A 21,235-nucleotide genomic window follows, 5' to 3' on the forward strand; every position below is an offset into this window, starting at 1 on the left:
ACCTCGCTCACGTGGGTCGCGGAGTTTAACACAGGGCCTGTCGGTTCTTGTGAAGGGGCGCACGAGCGACCCCCCTGGGGCGGGTGGATACTCGATGGCATGAGCACCACGGAGCGTCCCAGGATCCTCGTAGTAGGCGGTGGGTACGTAGGCCTGTACGCAGCTCGGCGCATCCTCAAGAAGATGCGCTACGGCGAGGCGACCGTCACGGTCGTCGACCCCCGGTCGTACATGACCTACCAGCCCTTCCTCCCCGAAGCCGCCGCCGGCAGCATCTCCCCTCGCCACGTCGTCGTCCCGCTGCGACGCGTGCTGCCGAAGGCGGAGATCCTCACCGGTCGGGTCACCACCATCGACCAGGACCGCAAGGTCGCCACGATCGCCCCGCTGGTGGGCGAGGCGTACGAGCTGCCCTTCGACTACCTGGTCATCGCCATGGGCGCGGTCTCCCGCACCTTCCCGATCCCCGGCCTCGCCGAACAGGGCATCGGCATGAAGGGCATCGAGGAGTCCATCGGCCTGCGCAACCACGTCCTGGAGCAGCTGGACAAGGCCGACTCCACGACCGACGAGGAGATCCGCCGCAAGGCGCTCACCTTCGTCTTCATCGGCGGCGGCTTCGCGGGCGCGGAGACCATCGGCGAGGTCGAGGACATGGCCCGGGACGCGGCCAAGTACTACAAGAACGTGTCCCGCGAGGACATGCGTTTCATCCTTGTCGACGCCGCCGACAAGATCCTGCCCGAGGTCGGCCCCAAGCTCGGCCAGTACGGCAAGGAGCACCTGGAGAGCCGGGGCGTGGAGATCTACCTCTCCACCTCGATGGACTCCTGCGTCGACGGCCACGTGGTGCTGAAGAACGGCCTGGAGGTCGACGCCAACACCATCGTGTGGACGGCCGGCGTCAAGCCGAACCCGGCCCTCGCCCGCTTCGGCCTGCCCCTCGGCCCGCGCGGCCACGTCGACTGCGAGCCCACGCTCCAGGTCAAGGGCACGGACTACATCTGGGCCGCCGGTGACAACGCACAGGTCCCGGACCTCGTCGGCCGCAAGGCGGGCAACGAGAACGCCTGGTGCCCGCCGAACGCCCAGCACGCGCTGCGCCAGGCCAAGGTCCTCGGCGACAACGTGATCTCCGGTATGCGGGGCTTCCCGCAGAAGGAGTACGAGCACGCCAACAAGGGCGCGGTCGCCGGCCTCGGCCTGCACAAGGGCGTGGCGATGATCGTCATGGGCAAGATGAAGATCAAGCTCAAGGGCCGTCTCGCCTGGTACATGCACCGTGGCTACCACGGTCTGGCGATGCCGACCTGGAACCGCAAGATCCGTGTCTTCGCCGACTGGACCCTCGGCATGTTCCTCAAGCGCGAGGTCGTCTCCCTCGGCGCCATGGAGAACCCGCGCGAGGAGTTCTACGAGGCCGCCAAGCCGGCGCCGGTCGCCGCCGCCAAGCCGGAGGAGAAGGCCAAGGCCTCCTGACCTCCCGGTCACCTGCTTCAAGCCCGAAGGGGCCGCCTGCCATCCGTGGTGCGGGCGGCCCCTTCGGGTTGTTCGGCACCCAAGCGCCCGTCGCCTTCGGTAGGTTGAGGGATCGGTAGGAGGCCCTGCGATGCCTCGCGATCGGCAGACGCTTCTCGGGGACCAGAGGCCCGCAGGACCAGGCATCAGGGGACCAGGCGTCAGGGGACCAGGGATCAGGGGGCGCGGGGAGATGGCGTGGGACGAGTGGGAACGGCTCAAGGCCGACGCGGCCCGGCGAAGCTCGCCGCACACCCGGCTCGACCAGCTCTCCGCGAGCGGAACCGCGGGCGGGGGCGGTGCCGCCGGTGACCTGGTGGTCCACCAGGACGACCTCGGCGCCGTAGGCCATGAGGCGCACACCCTCTTCCAGGACCTCCACACCGGTACGGACCTGAACCGGGACGGCGCCGGCTCCACGATGCCGGCCGCCGCCGCCCTGAAGTCCCACGGCTTCGAGATGGGCGGCGCCCTGGAGCTGACGAGCGAGGTCTGGACGTCCCAGGCCAAGACGGTCCTCCAGGCGTGCGCGCACATCTCCAACCACCTCGACTACAGCAAGAAGCTGCACGCCCGGGACGATGCAGGGATCGCGGCCGTGATGCGCGGCCGGGACGGCTCTGCCGCATCCGTGTCCGAGATCGGCAAGTACCTCACGTAGGAGCAGCCGGTGACCATCACCTACAAAGACCTGGTCGAGGTGGACCTCGGCAGACTGGAATCGGCCGTCTCCGACTGGAAGGGCACCGTCGACAAGCTCAAGACCGCGGCGGAGAACGCCCGGAAGGGCATGAAGGCCAAGGCGGACAGCGCTCGCTGGGCCGGGGTGAACGCCACGTTGACGCGCGAGTTCGTCGACAAGACGGCGAAGGAGATCGCCGACCTCCACACCGAGGCGAGCAGCATCCACCAGGTCCTCGACGACGCCCACACCGAACTGGTCGCGCTCCAGAAACGGTTACGGGCCGCACACACCGAGACCCGGGGATGGGGCATACGCGTCGACGACCACGGCGACGGAACCGTTCGCTGTGTCTACCCGCACGACAGGAGCGCCGGGGACGAACACACCCCCGAACAGGTGGCGGCCAGACAGGAACTGGAGGGAAGGATCAACCGGATCCTCTCCCACGCCGCGGAGATCGACGCCTCGGCGGCCCGCGCCCTGCGCAGGAGCCACGGCAGCGATCCGCACAACGCCGGTCACAGCGCGTACGAGTCCCTCGACGCGGCCCAGGTCGAGCGTGCGGCGGAACTGGCCCGGCTCGGCACGGAGATGACCGACAAGCAGTTCACCGAGCTGAACTCCCTCCTGAAGTGGAACGCGCGGGACGCCGACTTCAGCACCGCCTTCTACACGTCACTCGGCGGGCCCGAGAAAACCCTCGAATTCTACGGACGTATGTCCCTCGACGGCACACAGGGCAACGACAGGGAACGATTAGCCCTGACCCGGCAGCTTCAGCGCGGTATGGGAATCGCGCTCGCCACCGCGACCGACGCGGACAACGCACCGCACCTGCCGGCGCGCTGGGGCGGCGATTTCAGGAAGCTGGGCACTCGGCCGATCGAACTCTATCCGGGAGCCCCGAGCCCCCCGTACGGCTACCAGATCCTCGGCGGACTGCTCCGGTACGGGAACTACGACGCGAAATTCATCAACCCCATCGCGGAACACATCGTCCAACTGCACCACAAGGAACCGGACTTGTTCATGAGCAACAAGCCGGTGACAGGGGGAGCCGATGTCGACTGGGGCTTCAACCCGTCCGGACGCAACGGCGCGGGCTACGACCCGCTGACGAGCGTGCTGGAAGGGCTCGGACACAGCCCGGAGGCCGCGAAGAAGTTCTTCTCCGGCGAGCCGACCGTGTACAAGGAGGACGGCACGGCCGACAAGAACGCCTCGCTCGGTTACGACTACTTCGACGAGCTGAACGAGAAGGACTTCGTGTGGCCCCCGGACAGCCTCGTCCACCCCGGCAGTGACGAGGCGAAGCATGTGCGCGACATGGGCCCCGCCGCCCTCGGGCACGCGCTGGAGGCGGCGGTCACGGGCAGCGCCTGGGACGCGGACCCGCCGTCGCTGCACCGTGACGGGACGACCCGGGACATCATGACGCGCGTCGTCGAGCGGTACAACGTCACCGTGGCCGACGGGCCGCACGACGCGATGAAGAACAGCCTGGCGCGCATGGGCGCCGCGTACATCGACGACCTCAACTACTCGATCAAGGACTTCGGCGGTTCGGGCGACGAACTGGGCCGCGATCGGCTCTTCGCGCACAGCAGCGACGGTTCGGCACGGAAGTCCTTCGGCGAGCAGGAGGCACGGAACTTCATGATGCTGGTGGCCGCGGACGAGGACGGCTACAAAACCTTGTCCGCCGCCCACCAGGTCTTCGCGGCAAGCGGCCTCGCCTCCCTGGAGAACAACCGAGACGACGGAATCTCTTTCGCCCACAACGCAGCAAAGGTGAACGGGATCCTGGACGAGTCCCGGGAACATCAGATCCGTGAGGACTTCAAGGATGACAAGACCGCACGGAATCTGGAGCTGGAGAAGCAGGGTGAGTGGCGCAAAACCTTGATGTCGGGGGGTGTCGCCGCGGTCGCGGCCGGTGGTACGGCCCTGCTCCTCGGACCGGCCGCCGGCGTTGTCGCCGCCACCGTCGTTCCGGTATTGGTTGAGTCGGCCGGCGAGACGGTCAACACCGCGTACGGAAATCACACGCTGCAGTATCTGGAGAACCATGAGTACAAGAACGACGCCGAGGCTCTGGTAGCAGTACAGGATATTGACAGAATCGGTCGGCGCGGTGCCTGGACGCCTGCCTCCAACTATGCGGACGCGATCGGTATGACCCTGCCGGAGAAGGAAGAGTTCAACCGGGAAATCGAAGGTTCGTACGTGGTTGGAAAGGCTGCCATATCGGAAGCAGAAAAGGTGTCGTCATGACGTTCAGGAGGAGGCTGCATCCGGCCCTCGGGGTGGTTGTCGCGGCGGTTGTCGTGCTCTCGGCCTGCGCCGGGGGCGATGGCCGGGACAGGGACGACGATCCGCTGGGTTGGAGCGTGTGCAACCAGCTTTTCGGTGCCGATCGGATCGACAGGCTGCAGGATGAGATGGGCACCGGAACCTTGTCGGTGCTGAATGTGAGCAGGCCGGTTGGCGAACTGATGTCCGACCGGGCCAGTGTTGCAAGGCGTTGGGAGCCGGGCAGTGAAGTGCATTTTTCGAATGTCAGTGAGCCCTGCAGCCTGGGTGTTGACGGGAAACGTGCGAGGTTCGAGTCCTATGTGAGCTGGTCCCTCGACTCGGTGGAGGACATCAGGGCTGGTGTTGCGGGTGGGGGTTGGGGGGCCCTGGGTGGGGATGTCTACGTCAAGCGGGAAGAGGGCGGGCTGCATCTGACCGCGGTGATCCCGTGCAAGGTCAAGGGTTCTCACCAGGCGCAGGAGGCGGAGTTGCCTCTGGAAGTGGAGACCGAGGTCAGGGGGGTTCCCGGTTTCGATACCAAGCTGCTGAGGCAGATGACCGCCCGGTTCGCGCGGAAGATGGTGGACGGTCTTCCGTGTGTCAACGGTCCGGTCGTGCCGGGTGAGCTCTGAGGCGTGGCGGGGGACGCGCTTTTTACCCAGCCGCAACACGGCGTGGGGACTACCGCCCGGCCCCGCGTGTGTTTACGTGGTGTTGGCATTCCGGGATCGTCCGTCACGGAGGTGTGCGTCATGGCCGACGCCGCACAGCGGCTGAGGAGTCTTGCCGAGCAGGTGCTGGGGGCCCCGCTCCCGGTGCGTCTGAGGGCCTGGGACGGATCGCAGGCCGGTCCGCCGGACGCGCCGGCCCTCGTGGTGCGCAACCGCCGCGCTCTGCGCCGCATGCTCTTCAAGCCCGGTGAACTGGGCCTCGCCCGCGCCTGGGTCTCCGGTGACCTGGACGTCGAGGGCGACCTGTACACCGTGCTGGACGCCATGGCGGGCCTGGTCTGGGAGCGCGGCGAGGACGCCCGCACCCTGCGCCAGGCCGTGCGCGACCCCGCCGTCCGGGCCGCCGTCCGCGACCTGCTGAGACTGGCCGGCCCCCCGGTCCCGCCCACCCCGCCGCGCGAGGAGATGCGCAGACCCCGCCGGCATCTGCACACCCGCCGCACCGACAAGCGGGCCATCAGCCACCACTACGACGTCGGCAACGACTTCTACGAGATCGTCCTCGGTCCCTCCATGGTGTACTCCTGCGCCTACTGGGATGACGCCGGCACCCTGGAGACCGCCCAGCGCGACAAGCTCGAACTCGTCTGCGCCAAGCTGGGCCTGAAGGAGGGCCAGCGGCTGCTGGACGTCGGCTGCGGCTGGGGCTCGATGGCCATCCACGCGGCCCGCGAGCACGGGGTGAGCGTCGTCGGGGTCACCCTGTCGCAGGAGCAGGCCGCCTACGCCCGTAAGCGCGTCGCCGACGCGGGGCTGACCGACCGGGTGGAGATCAGGGTCCAGGACTACCGGGACGTCGTGGACGGCCCCTACGACGCGATCTCCTCCATCGGCATGGCCGAACACGTGGGCGCCGAACGCTACCTGGAGTACGCCCGCCAGCTGTACGCCCTGCTCAAGCCCGGCGGCCGGCTGCTCAACCACCAGATCGCCCGCCGCCCGCAGCGGGACGAGTCGGCGTACCAGGTGGACGAGTTCATCGACTCCTACGTCTTCCCCGACGGCGAACTCGCGCCCATCGGCACCACCGTCACCCAGCTGGAGCGGGCCGGGTTCGAGGTGCGGGACGTGGAGTCCATCCGCGAGCACTACGCCCGTACCCTGCGCCGCTGGGTGGCCAACCTGGAGGACGACTGGGACCGCGCGGTCGGGCTCACCAGCCCCGGCCGGGCCCGGGTGTGGCTGCTGTACATGGCCGCCTCGGCGCTCGCCTTCGAGCGCAACCGGATCGGCGTCAACCAGGTCCTCGCGATCCGTACCCCCGCCTCCGGCGCCTCCGGACTCGCCCTGCGGCCCCGCACCTGGCACGGCTGACCGCCCGCGCCGATCAGCCGGTACGCACGGCAAGGGGGCCCCTTCCCGAGGGGCCCCCTTGCGCCGTCGTACGCCGACTGCTCCGTCTGTGGCCGGCTACTCGGCCTTGATGGCCGCGAGCATGTTCAGCCGGGCCGCGCGGCGGGCCGGCCACAGGGCGGCCAGGACGCCGATCACACCCGCCAGCAGCAGGAAGACCGTCATGCGGCCCCACGGCAGGATCAGTTCGTACGTCGGTATCTTCGTGGCCAGCAGCTCCCCGGCCGCCCAGCCGAAGAACACGCCCAGGCCGAGCCCCAGCACGCCGCCGAACAGGGAGATCACCAGGGACTCCAGGCGGACCATCCGCTTGACCGCCCGGCGGTCCAGGCCGATCGCACGGAGCATGCCGATCTCCTGCGCGCGCTCGAAGACGGACATGGCCAGCGTGTTGACGACACCCAGCACGGCGACGATCACCGCCATGCCGAGCAGGCCGTAGACCATGTTCAGCACCTGCGTGAACACATTCCCGATCTCATGGGAGATGTCCTGCTTGTCCTGGATCTTGATCGCCGGGTTGATGCCGAGGGTCTTCACCAGACCGTCCTTGGCCGCGTCGGACGCGCCGTCCGCCATCTTGACCATGACCTGCATGTCGGCGGGGTCGCTCAGGTGCGGGGTGAGGACCTTGTTGTCGAGGATGATCCCGTTGATCATGTCGTTGCCCTCGTAGACCCCGGCGACGGTCAGCCGGCGGGCGGCGCCGTCCTCGAAGTGCGCGGTGACCTGCGAACCGGGCTTCCAGCCGTGCTCCTCGGCCCGGTCCTCGTCCACGACGATCCGCGTGCCGCCCACCGTGAAGGAGCCCTCGGTCACCTTCAGGTCGGTCAGCTTGCCGATGGCCGCGCCGTCGACGCCGGTCAGCCACTCGGTGCCGCCGTCGATACGGGACTCGGCGTTGCGCAGCGGACTGCTGACGGTGACCCCGTCGGCGGTGGCGAGCTTCTTCGCCACGTCGGGGGAGAGCGGGCCGCGGTTGGCCATCGAGACGACGTAGTCGGCCCGGATCGCCGAGCTGGCCAGCCGGTCGATGGAGGTCTGCAGGCTGCCCGCCATCACCGTCATGCCCGTGATCAGGGTCAGGCCGATCATCAGCGCGGAGGCGGTGGCCGCGGTACGGCGCGGGTTGCGCACCGAGTTCTGGCGGGCCAGCTTGCCCGACACCCCGAAGGCGCGCAGCACCGGAGCGGCGGCGGCGATCAGCGGGCGGGACAGCAGCGGGGTCAGCACGAACACACCGATGATCAGCAGGACCGCGCCGATGCCCATCGGGCCCTGGGCGGCGTCGGCGTCCATGCGGGTGGCCATGAGGACCACCGCGATGCCGGCGGCCGCGAACAGCGAGCCGAGCGTGTTGCGCAGTACCAGGGACCTGGTGGTGGCCTTGGCGTGCAGGCTGCTCATCGCCGCCACCGGCGGGATCTTCGCGGCCCGGCGGGCGGGCAGCCAGGCGGCGAGCATGGTGATGAGGATGCCGACGGCGAGGGCGGCCACCACCGTGCCGGGACTGATCACCAGCGGCCCGTCGGGCACGGTCTCGCCCATGGCGCCCAGCAGGGAGCGCAGGCCCGCGCCGATGCCGACACCGGCGGCCAGACCGGCCACGCCGGCCACCGTGCCGACCGCGAGCGCCTCGACGAGCACCGAACGGGTGACCTGGCGGCGGGAGGCACCGACCGCCCGCAGCAGGGCCAGCTCACGGGTGCGCTGGGCGACCAGCATGGTGAAGGTGTTGGCGATGATGAAGGTGCCGACGAACAGGGCGATGCCCGCGAACACCAGCAGGCTCTGCTTCAGGCTGCTCATGGAATCGGCGATCGCCACCGCCTGGTCGTCGGCGAGCTGCTCACCGGTGGTGGTCTCCACCAGCCCCGCGGGCAGGGCCTTGTCCAGCGCGGACTTCAGCGTCTCCTGGCTGGTTCCGGCCGCCGCCCGTACGTCGATCTCGTCGTACGTGCCCTTCTTGCCGAACAGGGACTGCGCGGTCGGCGTGTCGAACAGGGTGAGGCTGCCGCCGGCGGCCACGTTGCCGTCGTCGGTGCGGAAGATGCCGCTGATGGTGGGGGTGAGGACCGGGCCGTCGACGGAGAGGCGCACGGTGTCGCCGACCTTGAAGCCGGTCCGCTCGGCCGTCGCGGAGTCGATCAGCACCTCGCCCTTGCCGTGCGGGGCATGGCCGCTGACGAGCGGGTAGCGGGGGTCCTTGGTGCCCCAGTAGTTGCCGCCGGCCGACTGCCAGTCGCCGCCGACGAGCTCGCCGTCCTTGCCGGCGACGGCGGTGAAGCCGGTGACGACCCCGGCGGCGGAGGCGGCCCCGGGGACCTTGGCGGCCCGGTCCAGCAGGGCCTGGGTCAGCTCGGCGTCCTTGCCGACCTGGTCGCCCTTGGAATCCTGGTACTTGGGCCGTACGGCGACGTCGACCTGGTCGAAGCCCTTGGCGAAGCTCTTCTGGTAGGCGTCGGAGAGGGTGTTGGTGAAGACCAGCGTCCCGGAGACGAACGCCACGCCGAGCATGACGGCGAGCACGGTCATCAGGAGCCGGGCCTTGTGCGCGAGGACGTTGCGCAGGGCGGTGCGGAACATCAGCTGGTACGGCCCTTCGCGTCGAACTGCTTCATCGTGTCGAGGACGGACTCGGCCGTGGGGCCGTACATCTCGTCGACGATCCGCCCGTCGGCCAGGAAGATCACCCGGTCCGCGTAGGCGGCGGCCACCGGGTCGTGGGTCACCATGACCACCGTCTGGCCCAGCTCGCGCACGGAGTTGCGCAGGAAGCCGAGGACCTCGGCGCCGGAGCGGGAGTCCAGGTTGCCGGTGGGCTCGTCACCGAAGATGATCTCCGGCTTGGAGGCGAGGGCCCGGGCCACGGCGACGCGCTGCTGCTGGCCGCCGGACAGCTGGGAGGGCCGGTGGCCGAGACGCCCGGACAGGCCCACCATCTGGATGACCTGATCCAGCCACGCCTTGTCCGGCTTCCGCCCGGCGATGTCCATCGGGAGGGTGATGTTCTCCAGCGCGGTCAGCGTCGGCAGCAGGTTGAACGCCTGGAAGATGAAGCCGATCTTGTCCCGGCGCAACCTGGTGAGCTGCTTGTCCTTCAGGGAGCCCAGCTCGGTGTCGCCTATCCGCACGGACCCGGAGGAGAAGGTGTCCAGACCTGCCACGCAGTGCATCAGCGTGGACTTGCCGGAGCCGGACGGTCCCATGATGGCGGTGAACTCGGCGGCCCGGAAGTCGACGGAGACCCGGTCCAGGGCGACCACCCGGGTCTCACCCTGCCCGTAGATCTTCGACAGCTCCATGGCGCGCGCGGCTACGGCGGTGGTCCGGCCGGCGGTGGGTGTGGTGGTCACGGGACGGTGCTCCTGTCGGGACGACGTGCTTCCTGGGGACCGTTCCATCGTCCCGGCGCGGTGCGCGCCCGGAGTCAGACGCTGTTCCGGTTCCGGGGGGCGACTGGGGTCGGACGAGGAGCCGTCGTGTCATACCTGGGGAGGACGGCCGACCCTGAGAAGGCGCCGGGGGCCCCGACAGCCGTCCGGTATCCCGTTAACCGGTGGACCGGTCTGGTTCGTGCGGTGAAATTCCGTCATTCCGCGTACGCGCGCGCACCTCTCACGGCACGCTATTGGCAAGTGCGGATGGCTCGTTCCGTCCGCTGATGCACCCTCAGACGTCAATAAAATAAGACAACATCGGCCCACCCGTCCGCTGTTCGGGGGATGGGTCCCGATAGGCTCGGACCCTCGTTGCGGAGCCCCTGGCAAGCCCGGATGGTGGAATGCAGACACGGCGAGCTTAAACCTCGCTGCCCCTTCGCGGGCGTGCCGGTTCGAGTCCGGCTCCGGGCACTTTCCGCCATACGGCACCTTTTGCACGGTTCTGGTCGTTGTGTGGCGGTGTTCCGTTTCTTTCGTTCTTTCCGTTTCTTCCGTACGCGCCTCCCGGTTCGGCGCCCGCTCTCGCCGGGCGCGGACGGTCGCGACCATTGACAGGGGGAAGTGCCAGGCGGAGACTCGCGGGCAGCCGGTGAAGAAAAGTTCACCTGGCGAACAGCGGGACGGGAAGCGTGAAGAGAAAGGGACGGTCGATGCGTACCACCGTGGGGATCATCGGGGCGGGGCCGGCCGGGTTGTTGCTCGCGCGGCTGCTCCACCGCGCCGGGATCGAGTCGGTCGTCCTGGAGAGCCGTGACCGCGCCTACGTCGAGCGGCGGCAGCGGGCCGGGATCCTGGAGCAGGGCACGGTCGACGTGCTGCGCGCCGCCGGGGCCGGGGAGCGGATGGACCGCGAGGGACTGCGGCACGACGGGATCGAGCTGCGCTTCGACCGGCGCCGGCACCGCGTCGACTTCCCCGCGCTCACCGGCGGGCGCTCCGTGACCGTCTACGCCCAGACCGAGGTCTGCAAGGACCTCATCGCGCTCCGGCTCGAGGAGGGCGGACCGCTGCTGTTCGAGGCCGAGGCGCTGGCCGTGGAGGGGGCCGAGGGCGACCGGCCGCGGATCCCGTTCCGCCATCAGGGGCGTGAGGACGTGCTGGAGTGCGAGTACGTCGTCGGCTGCGACGGGTTCTGGGGGGTGGCCCGGGGCGCCTTCCCGGCCGAGGTCTCCCGGGTGTTCGAGCGGTCGTACCCGTACGCCTGGCTCGGTGTCCTCGCCGACGTCGCCCCCTCGCACGACGAACTCGTCTACGCCCGCCACGAGCGCGGCTTCGCCCTGCTGTCCATGCGGTCCCCGGCCGTCTCCCGGCTCTACCTCCAGGTCCCCGCGGGGACGGAGGCCGGGCAGTGGAGCGACGAGGAGATCTGGGACGAGCTGGACCGGCGGCTGGAGACGGACGACGGCTGGCGGCTGGAGCGCGGCCCCCTCACCCAGAAGTCGGTGACCCCCATGCGTTCCTTCGTGCACGAGCCGATGCGGCACGGCCGGCTCTTCCTCGCCGGCGACGCCGCCCACATCGTGCCGCCGACCGGCGCCAAGGGCCTGAACCTCGCCGTCGGCGACGTCGTCACCCTCGCCCGGGCCCTCGTCCACGAGCGGGAGACCGGCTCCCCGGACCTCCTCGACGCCTACTCCGCGACCTGCCTGCGCCGTGTCTGGCAGGCCGAACGGTTCTCCTACGACATGACGACCCTGCTGCACCCCGCCCCGGACGCCACCCCCTTCGACGCCCGGCTCCAGCTCGCCCGGCTGGAACGGATCGCCTCCTCCCGCGCGGCCGAGACCGACCTCGCCGAGGCGTACACCGGGTTCCCGCTCGGTTAGCCGCCCCTCCCTGGCCGGGAATCGGACGCGCGCGTAGCGTGTTGCGCAGCATGCAAGGGGAAGGATCCTCCTCAAGTATCATGGTCGGTCCTTTGCCAATCCATTACTCTTGAGCCAAGACTGCACTCGGCAGTCATGGAGGAGTGAAATGAGGAGCAGCAACCCGGTCTTCTCGCGACGGGGCTTCAGCCGCGACAACGGCTACGCCGGCTTCAACACCGCACCGCAGGCCGGGTACGCACAGGGCAACCCGTACGCGCAGAACCCCTACGCCCAGAACCCGTACGCCCAGGCGGACGTCCAGGCCCCGGCCGGCACCGACCGGATGACCATGGACGACGTCGTCGTCCGCTCGGCTCTCACGCTCGGCACGGTCGCCGTCGGCGCCGTCCTCGCCTGGGCGCTGCTGCCGGTCTCGGGCACCAGCTACGGCCTGGCCGTCGGCGCCGCGCTGGTCGCGTTCGTCCTGGCCATCGTGCAGAGCTTCAAGCGCACCGCGTCGCCCGCGCTGATCCTCGGCTACGCCGCCTTCGAAGGCGTCTTCCTCGGCGTCTTCAGCGAGATGTTCAACAGCCGCTGGAGCGGCGCCCCGTTCCAGGCGGTGCTCGGCACCATGGCGGTCTCGGGTGCCACCCTGCTGATCTACAAGGCCGGCTGGATCCGCGTCACCGCCCGCTACGCCCGCATCGGCCTCGCCATCGCGATCGCCTTCATGGTCGTCATGGCGGTCAACCTGCTGCTGGTCGCGTTCGGTGTCGCCGAGGACGGCGGGCTGCGCAGCTTCGGCCCGCTCGGCGCGATCGTCGGCATCTTCGCGATCGTGCTCGGCGCGTTCTTCCTGACGCTGGACTTCAAGCAGATCGAGGACGGCATCGCCTACGGCGCCCCGCGCAGCGAGTCCTGGCTCGCCGCGTTCGGCCTCACCATGACCCTGGTGTGGATCTACGTCGAGATGCTGCGCCTGGTGGCCATCTTCAGCAGCAACGACTAGCGCCGGTCGGTCAGGACGGACGGAGTGCCCCGGGTGACCCACCCGGGGCACTCCGGCGTTCACAGCAGCCTGCGCGCCGCCCTCCTCAGGTCGTACTCGTGCACGATCGCCTTGGCGTGGCCGTACGCCAGGTCGTACTCGTGCCGGAGCCAGCTGACCTTCTCCTCGAAGCGGAACAGGGCCGGGCCTTCTTCTACGGCACGCAGCCAGTCGGACACCTCACGACCGGTGCAGTGCGGGATACGGGCGAGCAGGTTGCGGTGGGTCTCCTCGGAGAAGACGTGGGACATCGGCGCCTCCGGACACAAAGGGGATGTAAGCCGGTCCTTCACGTCACCGTGCCTGAGCGTTCGCGTATTGGCAACAGTGCGGCACGTTACGCTCGGCGGGTGGTTGATACGACGCCCTTGACCCAAGCAGTGGATCACTTCGCCGACCGGTTGCGGGCCGCACCGCAGAGCCGGCTCCAGCGCGGGGCCGCGGCGGAGGCGCTGGCGCTGGCCCGGGAGCTGTCCGGGTGGGCCCAGCGCGAGGAGGCGCCCGGCGCCGAGCCCCGCGAGATGCCGGACGCCGGGATGTTCGCCGCCGCCGACCAGATCCTGGTGGCCGCCCACGACCTCGCTGTCGTGCTGGACAGCGACGAACAGGTCGCCGAGGCGGTGCGCCGGGTGGAGGAGGCGCGGCAGCGCGCCGGGGTCTGAGGCTCCCCCGCGGGTACCCCGGGGGCTACAGGGACGCGATCACCCGGTCGGCCAGGATGTACACCATGTCCTCGCCGCACGCGAAGGTCAGCGTGTAGGCGCCCGAGACGCCCGAGCCGCCCAGGAGGTACGGCGTCTCACCCGACTCCAGGGCCGCGGCCAGCCGTTCCGCCGTCTCGCGGTGGCCCGGGGTCATGCACAGCGTGGTGCCGTCGGCGAAGACATAGACGTCGAGCGTGCCCAGCGGGCCGGGGCGCACGTCGGCGAGCCGCACCTGCTCGGCGGCCAGCTCCTCCAGGGCGGCCACCGTGCGCTCGTGGTCGCCCACGGCCGGCGGCTGCGCCGGGACGAAGTCCGGGTGCGAGGGGTGCCGACGGCGGGCGGCGGCCAGCTCCGCGGACTCGCCTCCGGAGAACTCCTCGGCGTCGACGGTCGGCTCGGACACCGGCTCCAGAGGCTCCAGGCCCGCGAAGTCCGCCTGCCGGGGCATGAAGAGATCGCCCTCGGGCAGGCCGAACAGCATCGGCGCGTCGGAGGCGTCACGGGCCTCCTGGGCGGCCCAGAAGGCGCGTGCCTCGGCCAGCTCCCGCTCCCGTTCCTCGGCGAGCGCCTCGGCCACGGCCGCCCGTATCCGGTCGGCGTCGGCGGCGGACCGGGCGCCGGGCAGCAGGGCGCGCGCGGTGACCGCCTGCTCGTCGGCGAGCTGCCGCTGCAGCTCGGTGAGCTGGCGGCGCAGCTTCAGGACGGTGCGCAGGACGGCGACGCCCACGGCGCCGGTGGCTGCCGTGGTGAGCAGCAGGGCGATAGGCATGGCGCTCACTGACGTACTCCCGGTTCAAAGTCGACCCCCGACTTCCTACATCAGCTTGAAGGGCGGACTAACCAACTGTCAGTGCGTAACGTCACGAATCGGACAGGACGTACGGCACGTGGATTCGCCGTACGGCGAGCCGATCGCCGCTGACCTGCGGTGATGTGCCCGGCGAGCGAGATAGGTCACATCCTGGGGGAGATTGGGTCACGGAAAGGCCCAAAACCGTGGTGTTTCCCCGGTTCTGGGCCTTTTCGTGACGTACCGTGCCGGGCCCGCTACGGGCCGTGGGCCGCAGGTCAGCTGAGGCGCTCGATGACCATCGCCATGCCCTGGCCGCCGCCGACGCACATGGTCTCCAGGCCGAACTGCTTGTCGTGCCACTGGAGCGAGTTGATGAGCGTGCCGGTGATGCGGGCGCCGGTCATGCCGAAGGGGTGGCCGACGGCGATGGCGCCGCCGTTGACGTTCAGCTTGTCGAGGTCGATGCCCAGGTCCCGGTAGGAGGGGATCACCTGGGCGGCGAAGGCCTCGTTGATCTCGACCAGGTCGATGTCGTCGATGGTCAGGCCCGCCCGCTTCAGGGCCTGCCTGCTGGCCTCGACCGGGCCGAGGCCCATGATCTCGGGCGAGAGGCCGGAGACGCCGGTGGACACGATCCGGGCGAGCGGGGTCAGGCCCAGCTCGCGCGCCTTGGTGTCGGACATGATGACGAGGGCGGCGGCGCCGTCGTTGAGCGGGCAGCAGTTGCCGGCCGTGACGAGCCCGTCGGGGCGGAAGACCGGCTTCAGACCGGCCACGCCCTCCAGGGTGACGCCGGCGCGCGGGCCGTCGTCCTTGCTGACCACCGTGCCGTCGGGGAGGGTCACCGGGGTGATCTCGCGCTCCCAGAAGCCGTTCTTGATGGCCTGCTCGGCGAGGTTCTGGGAGCGGACGCCGAACTCGTCCATCTCCTGGCGGGTGACGCCCTTCCAGCGGGCGAGGTTCTCGGCGGTCTGGCCCATCGCGATGTACGGGTCGGGCAGCAGGCCGTCCTCGCGCGGGTCGTGCCAGGTGGTGCCCTCCTGCTGGGCGACGGCCTCGGTGCGGGCCTCGGCGTCGGCGAACAGCGGGTTGTGCGTGCCCGGGATGCCGTCGGAGCTGCCCTTGGCGTAGCGGGAGACCATCTCGACGCCGGCCGAGATGAAGACGTCGCCCTCGCCGGCCTTGATGGCGTGCAGCGCCATGCGGGAGGTCTGCAGGGAGGAGGAGCAGTAGCGGGTGATCGTGCAGCCCGGCAGGTGGTCCATGCCCATCTGCACGGCGACGACGCGGCCGAGGTTGTGGCCCTGTTCGCCGCCGGGCAGGCCGCAGCCGAGCATGAGGTCGTCGATGTCCTCGGGGTCGAGCTCGGGAATCTTGTCGAGCGCGGCCTGGATGATCGTGGCGGTGAGGTCGTCGGGGCGCAGGTCCTTCAGGGAGCCCTTGTTCGCGCGGCCGATGGGGGAGCGGGCGGTCGAGACGATGACGGCTTCGGGCATCACGGCTCCAGTGGAAGGAGGTTGGGCAGGGCCGGTTGGGAAGTTACCCGGCCGTATGGTCCAGGTCACCGGTGTCGCGGTGTGACACTGGCCGCAGTTTTCTAAGCGCTTGCTTGGCGCGCCGGGCCCTCGCCCGCCGCACCCCGGATCAGGCACGCCGACGGACCGACCGGCCCGACCCGGCTCGACGGCCCGACCGGCCCGGCCCGACCCGCCCGCCGGGCCGGGTCGGGCCGGTCAGGGCGACGGAGTCGCCGGTTCGGCTTCCGGGACGCGCCGGCGGCGCCTGCGCTTGAGCAACGCCCACGGCCCCCGCGGCCCCGCCGGCATCGCCGCCGCGACCTCCGTCCCCGCCTCCGACGCCGCCTCGGCCGCGGCCCGCGCGACCGGGAGGAAACCCTCGCGGCGCGACGCGTCCGGCCGTTCCTCCTCCGCCGGCCACAGCCCCAGCGCCGCGCACACCGTCGGCAGGACGGCCATCGCCGCCGTGGCGTACCCCTCCGCCGACGGGTGGTAGTTGTCCGGCCCGAACAACTCCCGCGGATTCGCCTCGAACTCCGGCCCGAGCAGGTCCCCCAGCGACACCGTCCGCCCGCCCTGCTCCACCACCCCGATCGTCTGGGCCGCCGCCAATTGCCGGGACGCCCGCCGGGCCAGCCACCGCAGCGGCTGCTGCACCGGCTCGATCGTGCCGAGGTCGGGACAGGTGCCGACGACCACCTCGGCACCGGCCGTGCGCAGCCGCCGTACCGCCGTCGACAGCTGCCGTACCGACTGGGTCGGCGGCATCCGGTGCGTCACGTCGTTCGCGCCGATCATGATCACGCACACGTCGGGGACGGGCCCGGGAGCGGCCAGGACCAGCCCCACCTGACGGTCCAGGTCGTCCGAGCGCGCACCGGTCACCGCCACGTTCCGCAGCTCCACCGGGCGCTCCGCCACCGCCGCCAGCCCCGACGCCAGCAGCGCCCCCGGTGTCTGGCCCGCCCGGTGCACGCCCTGCCCCGCCGCCGTGGAGTCGCCCAGCATGGCCAGCCGCAGCGGCGGTTCGCCCGGGATGTCGTACCCGTGCCCGTACACGCCCTCGGCCGACGGCACCCGGTCGCTGAGCCCGTTGCCCAGCTGCCGCCGCGCCAGCCGTACCTCCGCCAGCACCAGACCCACGACGGCCACACCGACCAGGCCGGCCCCGCCACCGCCGTACGCCGCCCCGGCCGCGATGCGCCGGGCCACCCGCGCCCTCGACATGCTCGTCATGCGTCGCCGCCACCTCCTCGTAGCCGTACACCCACTCCTTGCCCCGTACGGACCGTGCGTCAATCTCAACGGGGAGTGAACGACCGCGCTCCCCGCATGGCTGGCCTTAGGCTGGCGACACCACTACGAACCCATCTTTTTTGCAGCGACCGGAGACAACGGTGCGATACCACGACTCGATGATCAGCCTCGTCGGCAACACCCCGCTGGTGCGGCTCAACAACGTGACCAAGGGCATCCAGGCGACCGTCCTGGCCAAGGTGGAGTACTTCAACCCCGGCGGCTCCGTGAAGGACCGCATCGCCCTGCGCATGATCGAGGCCGCCGAGAAGAGCGGGGAGCTGAAGCCAGGTGGCACGATCGTCGAGCCGACCAGCGGGAACACCGGTGTCGGACTTGCCATCGTGGCCCAGCAGAAGGGCTACAAGTGCATCTTCGTCTGCCCGGACAAGGTGAGCACCGACAAGATCAACGTGCTGCGCGCGTACGGCGCCGAGGTCGTGGTCTGCCCGACCGCCGTGGCGCCGGAGCACCCGGACTCCTACTACAACGTCTCCGACCGGCTCGTCCGTGAGACCCCGGGCGCCTGGAAGCCCGACCAGTACTCCAACCCCAACAACCCGCTCTCGCACTACCACTCCACCGGTCCCGAGCTGTGGGAGCAGACCGAGGGGAAGATCACCCACTTCGTGGCGGGCGTCGGCACCGGCGGCACCATCTCCGGCACCGGCCGCTACCTGAAGGAGGCCAGCGAGGGCCGGGTCAAGGTCGTCGGCGCCGACCCGGAGGGCTCGGTGTACTCCGGCGGCTCGGGCCGGCCGTACCTGGTCGAGGGCGTCGGCGAGGACTTCTGGCCGACCGCCTACGACCGCTCCGTCGCGGACGAGATCGTCGCCGTCTCCGACAAGGACTCCTTCCAGATGACCCGCCGGCTGGCCAAGGAGGAGGGCCTGCTGGTGGGCGGCTCCTGCGGCATGGCCGTCGTGGCCGCGCTGAAGGTCGCCGAGCGGCTCGGACCGGACGACGTCGTGGTGGTCCTGCTCCCGGACAGCGGGCGCGGCTACCTCAGCAAGATCTTCAACGACGAGTGGATGGCGGACTACGGCTTCCTGGAGGACGAGGGCCCCAGCGCCCGCGTCGGCGACGTCCTGAACGACAAGGCCGCCGGTGCCATCCCGTCCCTGGTGCACATGCACCCGGAGGAGACCGTCGGCCAGGCCATCGAGGTGCTGCGCGAGTACGGCGTCTCGCAGATGCCCGTCGTCAAGCCGGGCGCCGGTCACCCGGACGTGATGGCCGCCGAGGTCGTCGGCTCCGTGGTGGAACGGGAGCTGCTGGACGCCCTGTTCAGCAAGCGGGCCTCGCTGGACGACCCGCTGGAGAAGCACATGTGCTCCCCGCTGCCGCAGGTCGGCTCCGGTGAGCCGGTCGGCGACCTGATGCAGGTGCTGGGCGAGGCGGACGCGGCGATCGTCCTGGTCGAGGGCAAGCCGACCGGCGTGGTCAGCCGGCAGGACCTGCTCGCCTTCCTGGCCAAGGGCGGCAACAAGTAGCCGACTTCGGCGCAGGCGGGGTTCGCGCAAGTGGTACGAGCGTGTCACGTGCGCGCAGCACCCGCTTAACACGCGTCCGGCAGATTGGAGTGCGTCGGCAGGGCGGGAACGGCTCCCCGCCCGGGCCGGCGCCGAACGGCGCCAGGACCTCCGGAGCGGCTCCCGGACCTCCATGGACGCCACGGACGCGCACATCCGGTTCCGGCCGGGCCGCGTCCCTCGCGGGGACCGCCGTCGTCCCGCCCCCCGGCAACGGGGGTGCGGCGGTCCCCGCGACAGTCCTCCCGGCGGCTAGAGGGTTGCCCAACTACCCAGCAAGGCCAGCCGTTCCGCCGTCTCCGAGCCCGGTTCCGGGGAGTAGACCACGAGGGTCTGGTCCGGTTGGGAGGGCACCGTCAGGGTTTCGTACGGCAGCGTCAGCAGGCCCGCGACCGGGTGCCGGATCCGCTTGACGCCGTAGGAGCACTCCCGGACCTCGTGGTCCGCCCACAGCCGGCGGAAGTCCTCGCTCTTCACGGAGAGTTCGCCGATCAGCGCGCACAGCCCGGCGTCGTCGGCGTACCGGCCGGCGCCCAGCCGCAGATGGGCCACCGCCATCGCGGCCACGGCCGGCCAGTCCGGGTACAGCTCCCGGGCGTCGGGGTCGAGGAAGAGCTGCCGGGGCACGTTCCGTTCGGCCGGCGTCATCCGGCCGTAGCCGCTCACCGCGTCGCCGAGCGCGTTCCAGGCCAGCACGTTCATGCGGTGGTCCAGCACGAACGCGGGGCTGCGCTCCATGCCGTCGAGGAGCGCCCGGATCCCGGGGCGGACCCGGGTCGGCGCGGCGGGCCGCATCCGCCGCCGGGCCGGGCGCGCCACCGTGCGCAGATATCCGTGCTCGGTCTCGTCCAGCCGCAGCACCCGCGCGATCGCGTCCAGGACGGCGTCGCTGACGCGCGTGCCCCGCCCCTGCTCCAGCCGGATGTAGTAGTCGACGCTCACGCCCGCGAGCTGGGCCACCTCCTCGCGGCGCAGACCCGGCACGCGACGCCGTCCGTGCGTGGGCAGCCCCACCTCCCCGGGCCGGATGCGGGCGCGGCGCGAGCGCAGGAAGTCGCCCACCTCTGCTTCGGTCCAGTCCCCGTCCATGTGCCGATCGTAGGGGTCCGGGCCGGTCCCGTCCTGGTACTGGCAGACCCAGGAAAAGCGCATCCCTGGGTACGGTCCCCGGGCCCGGTGACAGTGGTGCCGACCGCCGGGGAGCCGCCCCGGACGGCAGCTTGAGGGAGCACCCATGTCGTACGAGAGCCTGTCCGGCCGTACCGCCGTCGTCACCGGGGCCGCCAGCGGCATCGGCGAGGCCGCCGCCCTGCGCCTGGCCGCCGAGGGCGCCCGGGTGGCGCTGCTCGCCCGCCGCGCGGACCGGCTGGACGCGCTGGTGGACAAGATCCGGGCGGACGGCGGGCAGGCGCTCGCCGTGGTCGCCGACGTCACCGACGACGCCTCCGTGACGGCCGCCCGGGACCGGATCCACGAGGTCTTCGGGGCCGCCGACCTCGTCGTCAACAACGCCGGTGTCATGGTGCCGGGCCCCGTCGAGGAGGGCCGGCTGGAGGAGTGGCGGCGGATGCTGGACACCAACGTCACCGGAGTACTGCGGATCATCCGTACCTTCACCGCCGACCTGGTCGCCGCCGCGGCCCGGGGCGGCACCGCCGACCTGGTCGACGTCTCCTCCGTCTCCGCCCATCTGACCTTCCCCGGCTACACGGTGTACGGGGCGACCAAGGCGGCCGTCACGCATCTGTCGCGGTCCCTGCGCACCGAGTTCGGGCCGCGGGACGTCCGGGTGACCAACATCGAGCCGGGACTGACCGACACCGAGCTGAAGACGTCCGTCCGCGACCCGGAGCTGTCCGGGCAGCTGGAGGGGATGTTCGCGGAGATCGGCGCGCTGTCGGCGGCGGAGGTGGCCGACGTCATCGCCTACGCGGCCAGCCGCCCCCGGCACGTCAACCTGCGCCAGATCATGGTGCTGCCGACCCGGCAGGCGTGAGGCCTCCGGGGCGGGTCACTCCTCGGGCGCGGGGCGCTCGCGGCCGGCCGGGGGTTCCCGGTTCGGGCGTACGGCCTGCGCCGCGTTGACGCCGACGATGCCGAGCCAGGCGACCACCAGCCCGGACAGCCCGGCCATGCCGCCCGCGACCGCGGACAGCGGGATCGCCAGGACCAGCGTGATCAGCGCGAAGCCGTACCGCTCGGCCCAGGAGCCGGCTGTTCCCGGCGTCCGGGCCGTGCGGGCGTCGGCCAGCCGCCGTTCGGCCAGTTGCCGGCGCACCCGGCGGTCCACCGCGTCGTCGATCCGCTGCTCGACCCGTTCCAGGAACGACTCCGCCAGGGCGGAGTCGTACTCGTCGCCCAGCTCCGCGCGGGCCCGCACGGTCGCGTCCAGCTCCCTCCTGAGGTCGGGGTCCTTCCCGAGGCCGGGGTCCTTCCCGAGGCCGGGATTCCGACGGGGAGCGGTGCCCTCCCCGGGGCCGGTGTCGCGCGGATCGCGAGTGTCCATGGCGGT

At 70.7% G+C, this 21,235-nt stretch carries 18 protein-coding genes and 1 tRNA gene; 11 read left to right on the forward strand and 8 right to left on the reverse strand.

Annotated features, from left to right (window positions below; translation table 11 throughout):
* Positions 1-99: 99 nt before the first annotated feature.
* The 5 genes from ABD350_RS21000 (at position 100) to ABD350_RS21020 (ending at position 6,543) form a co-directional block, all read left to right on the forward strand.
* A complete protein-coding gene (locus ABD350_RS21000) occupies positions 100-1,479 on the forward strand; it encodes an NAD(P)/FAD-dependent oxidoreductase (protein ID WP_344349768.1) in 1,380 nt (459 codons plus the stop codon).
* A 232-nt stretch (positions 1,480-1,711) separates the two neighbouring features.
* Positions 1,712-2,179, forward strand: coding sequence for a hypothetical protein (locus ABD350_RS21005; RefSeq protein ID WP_344349769.1), 468 nt, complete (start codon positions 1,712-1,714; stop codon positions 2,177-2,179).
* 9 nt (positions 2,180-2,188) lie between these two features.
* Positions 2,189-4,477, forward strand: a complete 2,289-nt coding sequence (locus ABD350_RS21010; protein WP_344349771.1) for a DUF6571 family protein — start codon at positions 2,189-2,191, stop codon at positions 4,475-4,477.
* Positions 4,474-5,130 carry a hypothetical protein gene (locus ABD350_RS21015; RefSeq protein WP_344349772.1) on the forward strand — a complete coding sequence of 219 codons (657 nt, stop codon included), beginning with the start codon at positions 4,474-4,476 and terminating at the stop codon, positions 5,128-5,130. Before ABD350_RS21010 ends, ABD350_RS21015 begins: the two co-directional genes overlap by 4 nt.
* Positions 5,131-5,250: 120 nt before the next feature.
* Positions 5,251-6,543, forward strand: coding sequence for a class I SAM-dependent methyltransferase (locus ABD350_RS21020; RefSeq protein WP_344349773.1), 1,293 nt, complete (start codon positions 5,251-5,253; stop codon positions 6,541-6,543).
* Between the two features lie 96 nt (positions 6,544-6,639).
* On the opposite strand, the gene ABD350_RS21025 is transcribed toward ABD350_RS21020, so the two are convergent.
* Both ABD350_RS21025 and ABD350_RS21030 read right to left on the reverse strand, forming a co-directional pair.
* On the reverse strand, positions 6,640-9,168 hold the full coding sequence (locus ABD350_RS21025) for an ABC transporter permease (protein ID WP_344349774.1): 2,529 nt from the start codon (positions 9,166-9,168) through the stop codon (positions 6,640-6,642).
* On the reverse strand, positions 9,168-9,938 hold the full coding sequence (locus ABD350_RS21030) for an ABC transporter ATP-binding protein (RefSeq protein WP_344349775.1): 771 nt from the start codon (positions 9,936-9,938) through the stop codon (positions 9,168-9,170). The genes ABD350_RS21025 and ABD350_RS21030 overlap by 1 nt, the downstream gene beginning before the upstream one ends.
* 414 nt (positions 9,939-10,352) lie before the next feature.
* Between ABD350_RS21030 and ABD350_RS21035 the strand changes: the two genes are divergently transcribed.
* From ABD350_RS21035 to ABD350_RS21045, 3 genes are all read left to right on the forward strand, one after another.
* Positions 10,353-10,436, forward strand: a tRNA-Leu gene (locus ABD350_RS21035).
* 239 nt (positions 10,437-10,675) lie between these two features.
* The gene (locus ABD350_RS21040; RefSeq protein WP_344349777.1) at positions 10,676-11,851 is read left to right on the forward strand and encodes a 4-hydroxybenzoate 3-monooxygenase; all 1,176 of its coding nucleotides are present in this window, start codon (positions 10,676-10,678) and stop codon (positions 11,849-11,851) included.
* Positions 11,852-11,999: 148 nt separating this feature from the next.
* Positions 12,000-12,842, forward strand: coding sequence for a Bax inhibitor-1/YccA family protein (locus ABD350_RS21045; RefSeq protein WP_344349779.1), 843 nt, complete (start codon positions 12,000-12,002; stop codon positions 12,840-12,842).
* 59 nt (positions 12,843-12,901) lie between these two features.
* Here ABD350_RS21045 and ABD350_RS21050 read toward each other — a convergent pair whose 3' ends face one another.
* Entirely contained in the window at positions 12,902-13,132 is a 231-nt protein-coding gene (locus ABD350_RS21050) for a DUF4287 domain-containing protein (protein ID WP_030615555.1), read from the reverse strand.
* Positions 13,133-13,231: 99 nt separating this feature from the next.
* Here ABD350_RS21050 and ABD350_RS21055 point away from each other — a divergent pair, with 99 nt between their 5' ends.
* Positions 13,232-13,543 (forward strand): hypothetical protein, encoded by a 312-nt coding sequence (locus ABD350_RS21055; RefSeq protein WP_344349780.1) that lies wholly within the window; start codon positions 13,232-13,234, stop codon positions 13,541-13,543.
* Positions 13,544-13,568: 25 nt separating this feature from the next.
* Here ABD350_RS21055 and ABD350_RS21060 read toward each other — a convergent pair whose 3' ends face one another.
* From ABD350_RS21060 to ABD350_RS21070, 3 genes are all read right to left on the reverse strand, one after another.
* Complete coding sequence (locus ABD350_RS21060) at positions 13,569-14,363, reverse strand: hypothetical protein (RefSeq protein WP_344349781.1); 795 nt, start codon at positions 14,361-14,363, stop codon at positions 13,569-13,571.
* 290 nt (positions 14,364-14,653) lie between these two features.
* Positions 14,654-15,874: an acetyl-CoA C-acetyltransferase gene (locus ABD350_RS21065; protein ID WP_344349782.1), complete on the reverse strand. Its 1,221-nt coding sequence runs from the start codon at positions 15,872-15,874 to the stop codon at positions 14,654-14,656.
* A 237-nt stretch (positions 15,875-16,111) separates the two neighbouring features.
* A complete protein-coding gene (locus tag ABD350_RS21070; protein WP_344349783.1) occupies positions 16,112-17,131 on the reverse strand; it encodes an SGNH/GDSL hydrolase family protein in 1,020 nt (339 codons plus the stop codon).
* 161 nt (positions 17,132-17,292) lie between these two features.
* Here ABD350_RS21070 and ABD350_RS21075 point away from each other — a divergent pair, with 161 nt between their 5' ends.
* Positions 17,293-18,684, forward strand: a complete 1,392-nt coding sequence (locus ABD350_RS21075) for a cystathionine beta-synthase (RefSeq protein ID WP_344349784.1) — start codon at positions 17,293-17,295, stop codon at positions 18,682-18,684.
* A gap of 291 nt (positions 18,685-18,975) precedes the next feature.
* Here the strand turns inward: ABD350_RS21075 and ABD350_RS21080 are convergent, their stop codons facing one another.
* Positions 18,976-19,812: a helix-turn-helix transcriptional regulator gene (locus tag ABD350_RS21080; RefSeq protein WP_344349785.1), complete on the reverse strand. Its 837-nt coding sequence runs from the start codon at positions 19,810-19,812 to the stop codon at positions 18,976-18,978.
* Between the two features lie 145 nt (positions 19,813-19,957).
* On the opposite strand from ABD350_RS21080, the gene ABD350_RS21085 reads away from it, so the two are divergent.
* Entirely contained in the window at positions 19,958-20,719 is a 762-nt protein-coding gene (locus ABD350_RS21085; protein ID WP_344349786.1) for an SDR family oxidoreductase, read from the forward strand.
* A gap of 15 nt (positions 20,720-20,734) precedes the next feature.
* On the opposite strand, the gene ABD350_RS21090 is transcribed toward ABD350_RS21085, so the two are convergent.
* A complete protein-coding gene (locus tag ABD350_RS21090) occupies positions 20,735-21,229 on the reverse strand; it encodes a hypothetical protein (RefSeq protein WP_344349787.1) in 495 nt (164 codons plus the stop codon).
* Positions 21,230-21,235: the final 6 nt, after the last annotated feature.

The organism is Streptomyces nogalater, from assembly GCF_039532885.1.
GTDB classification, from domain to species: Bacteria; Actinomycetota; Actinomycetes; order Streptomycetales; family Streptomycetaceae; genus Streptomyces; species Streptomyces nogalater.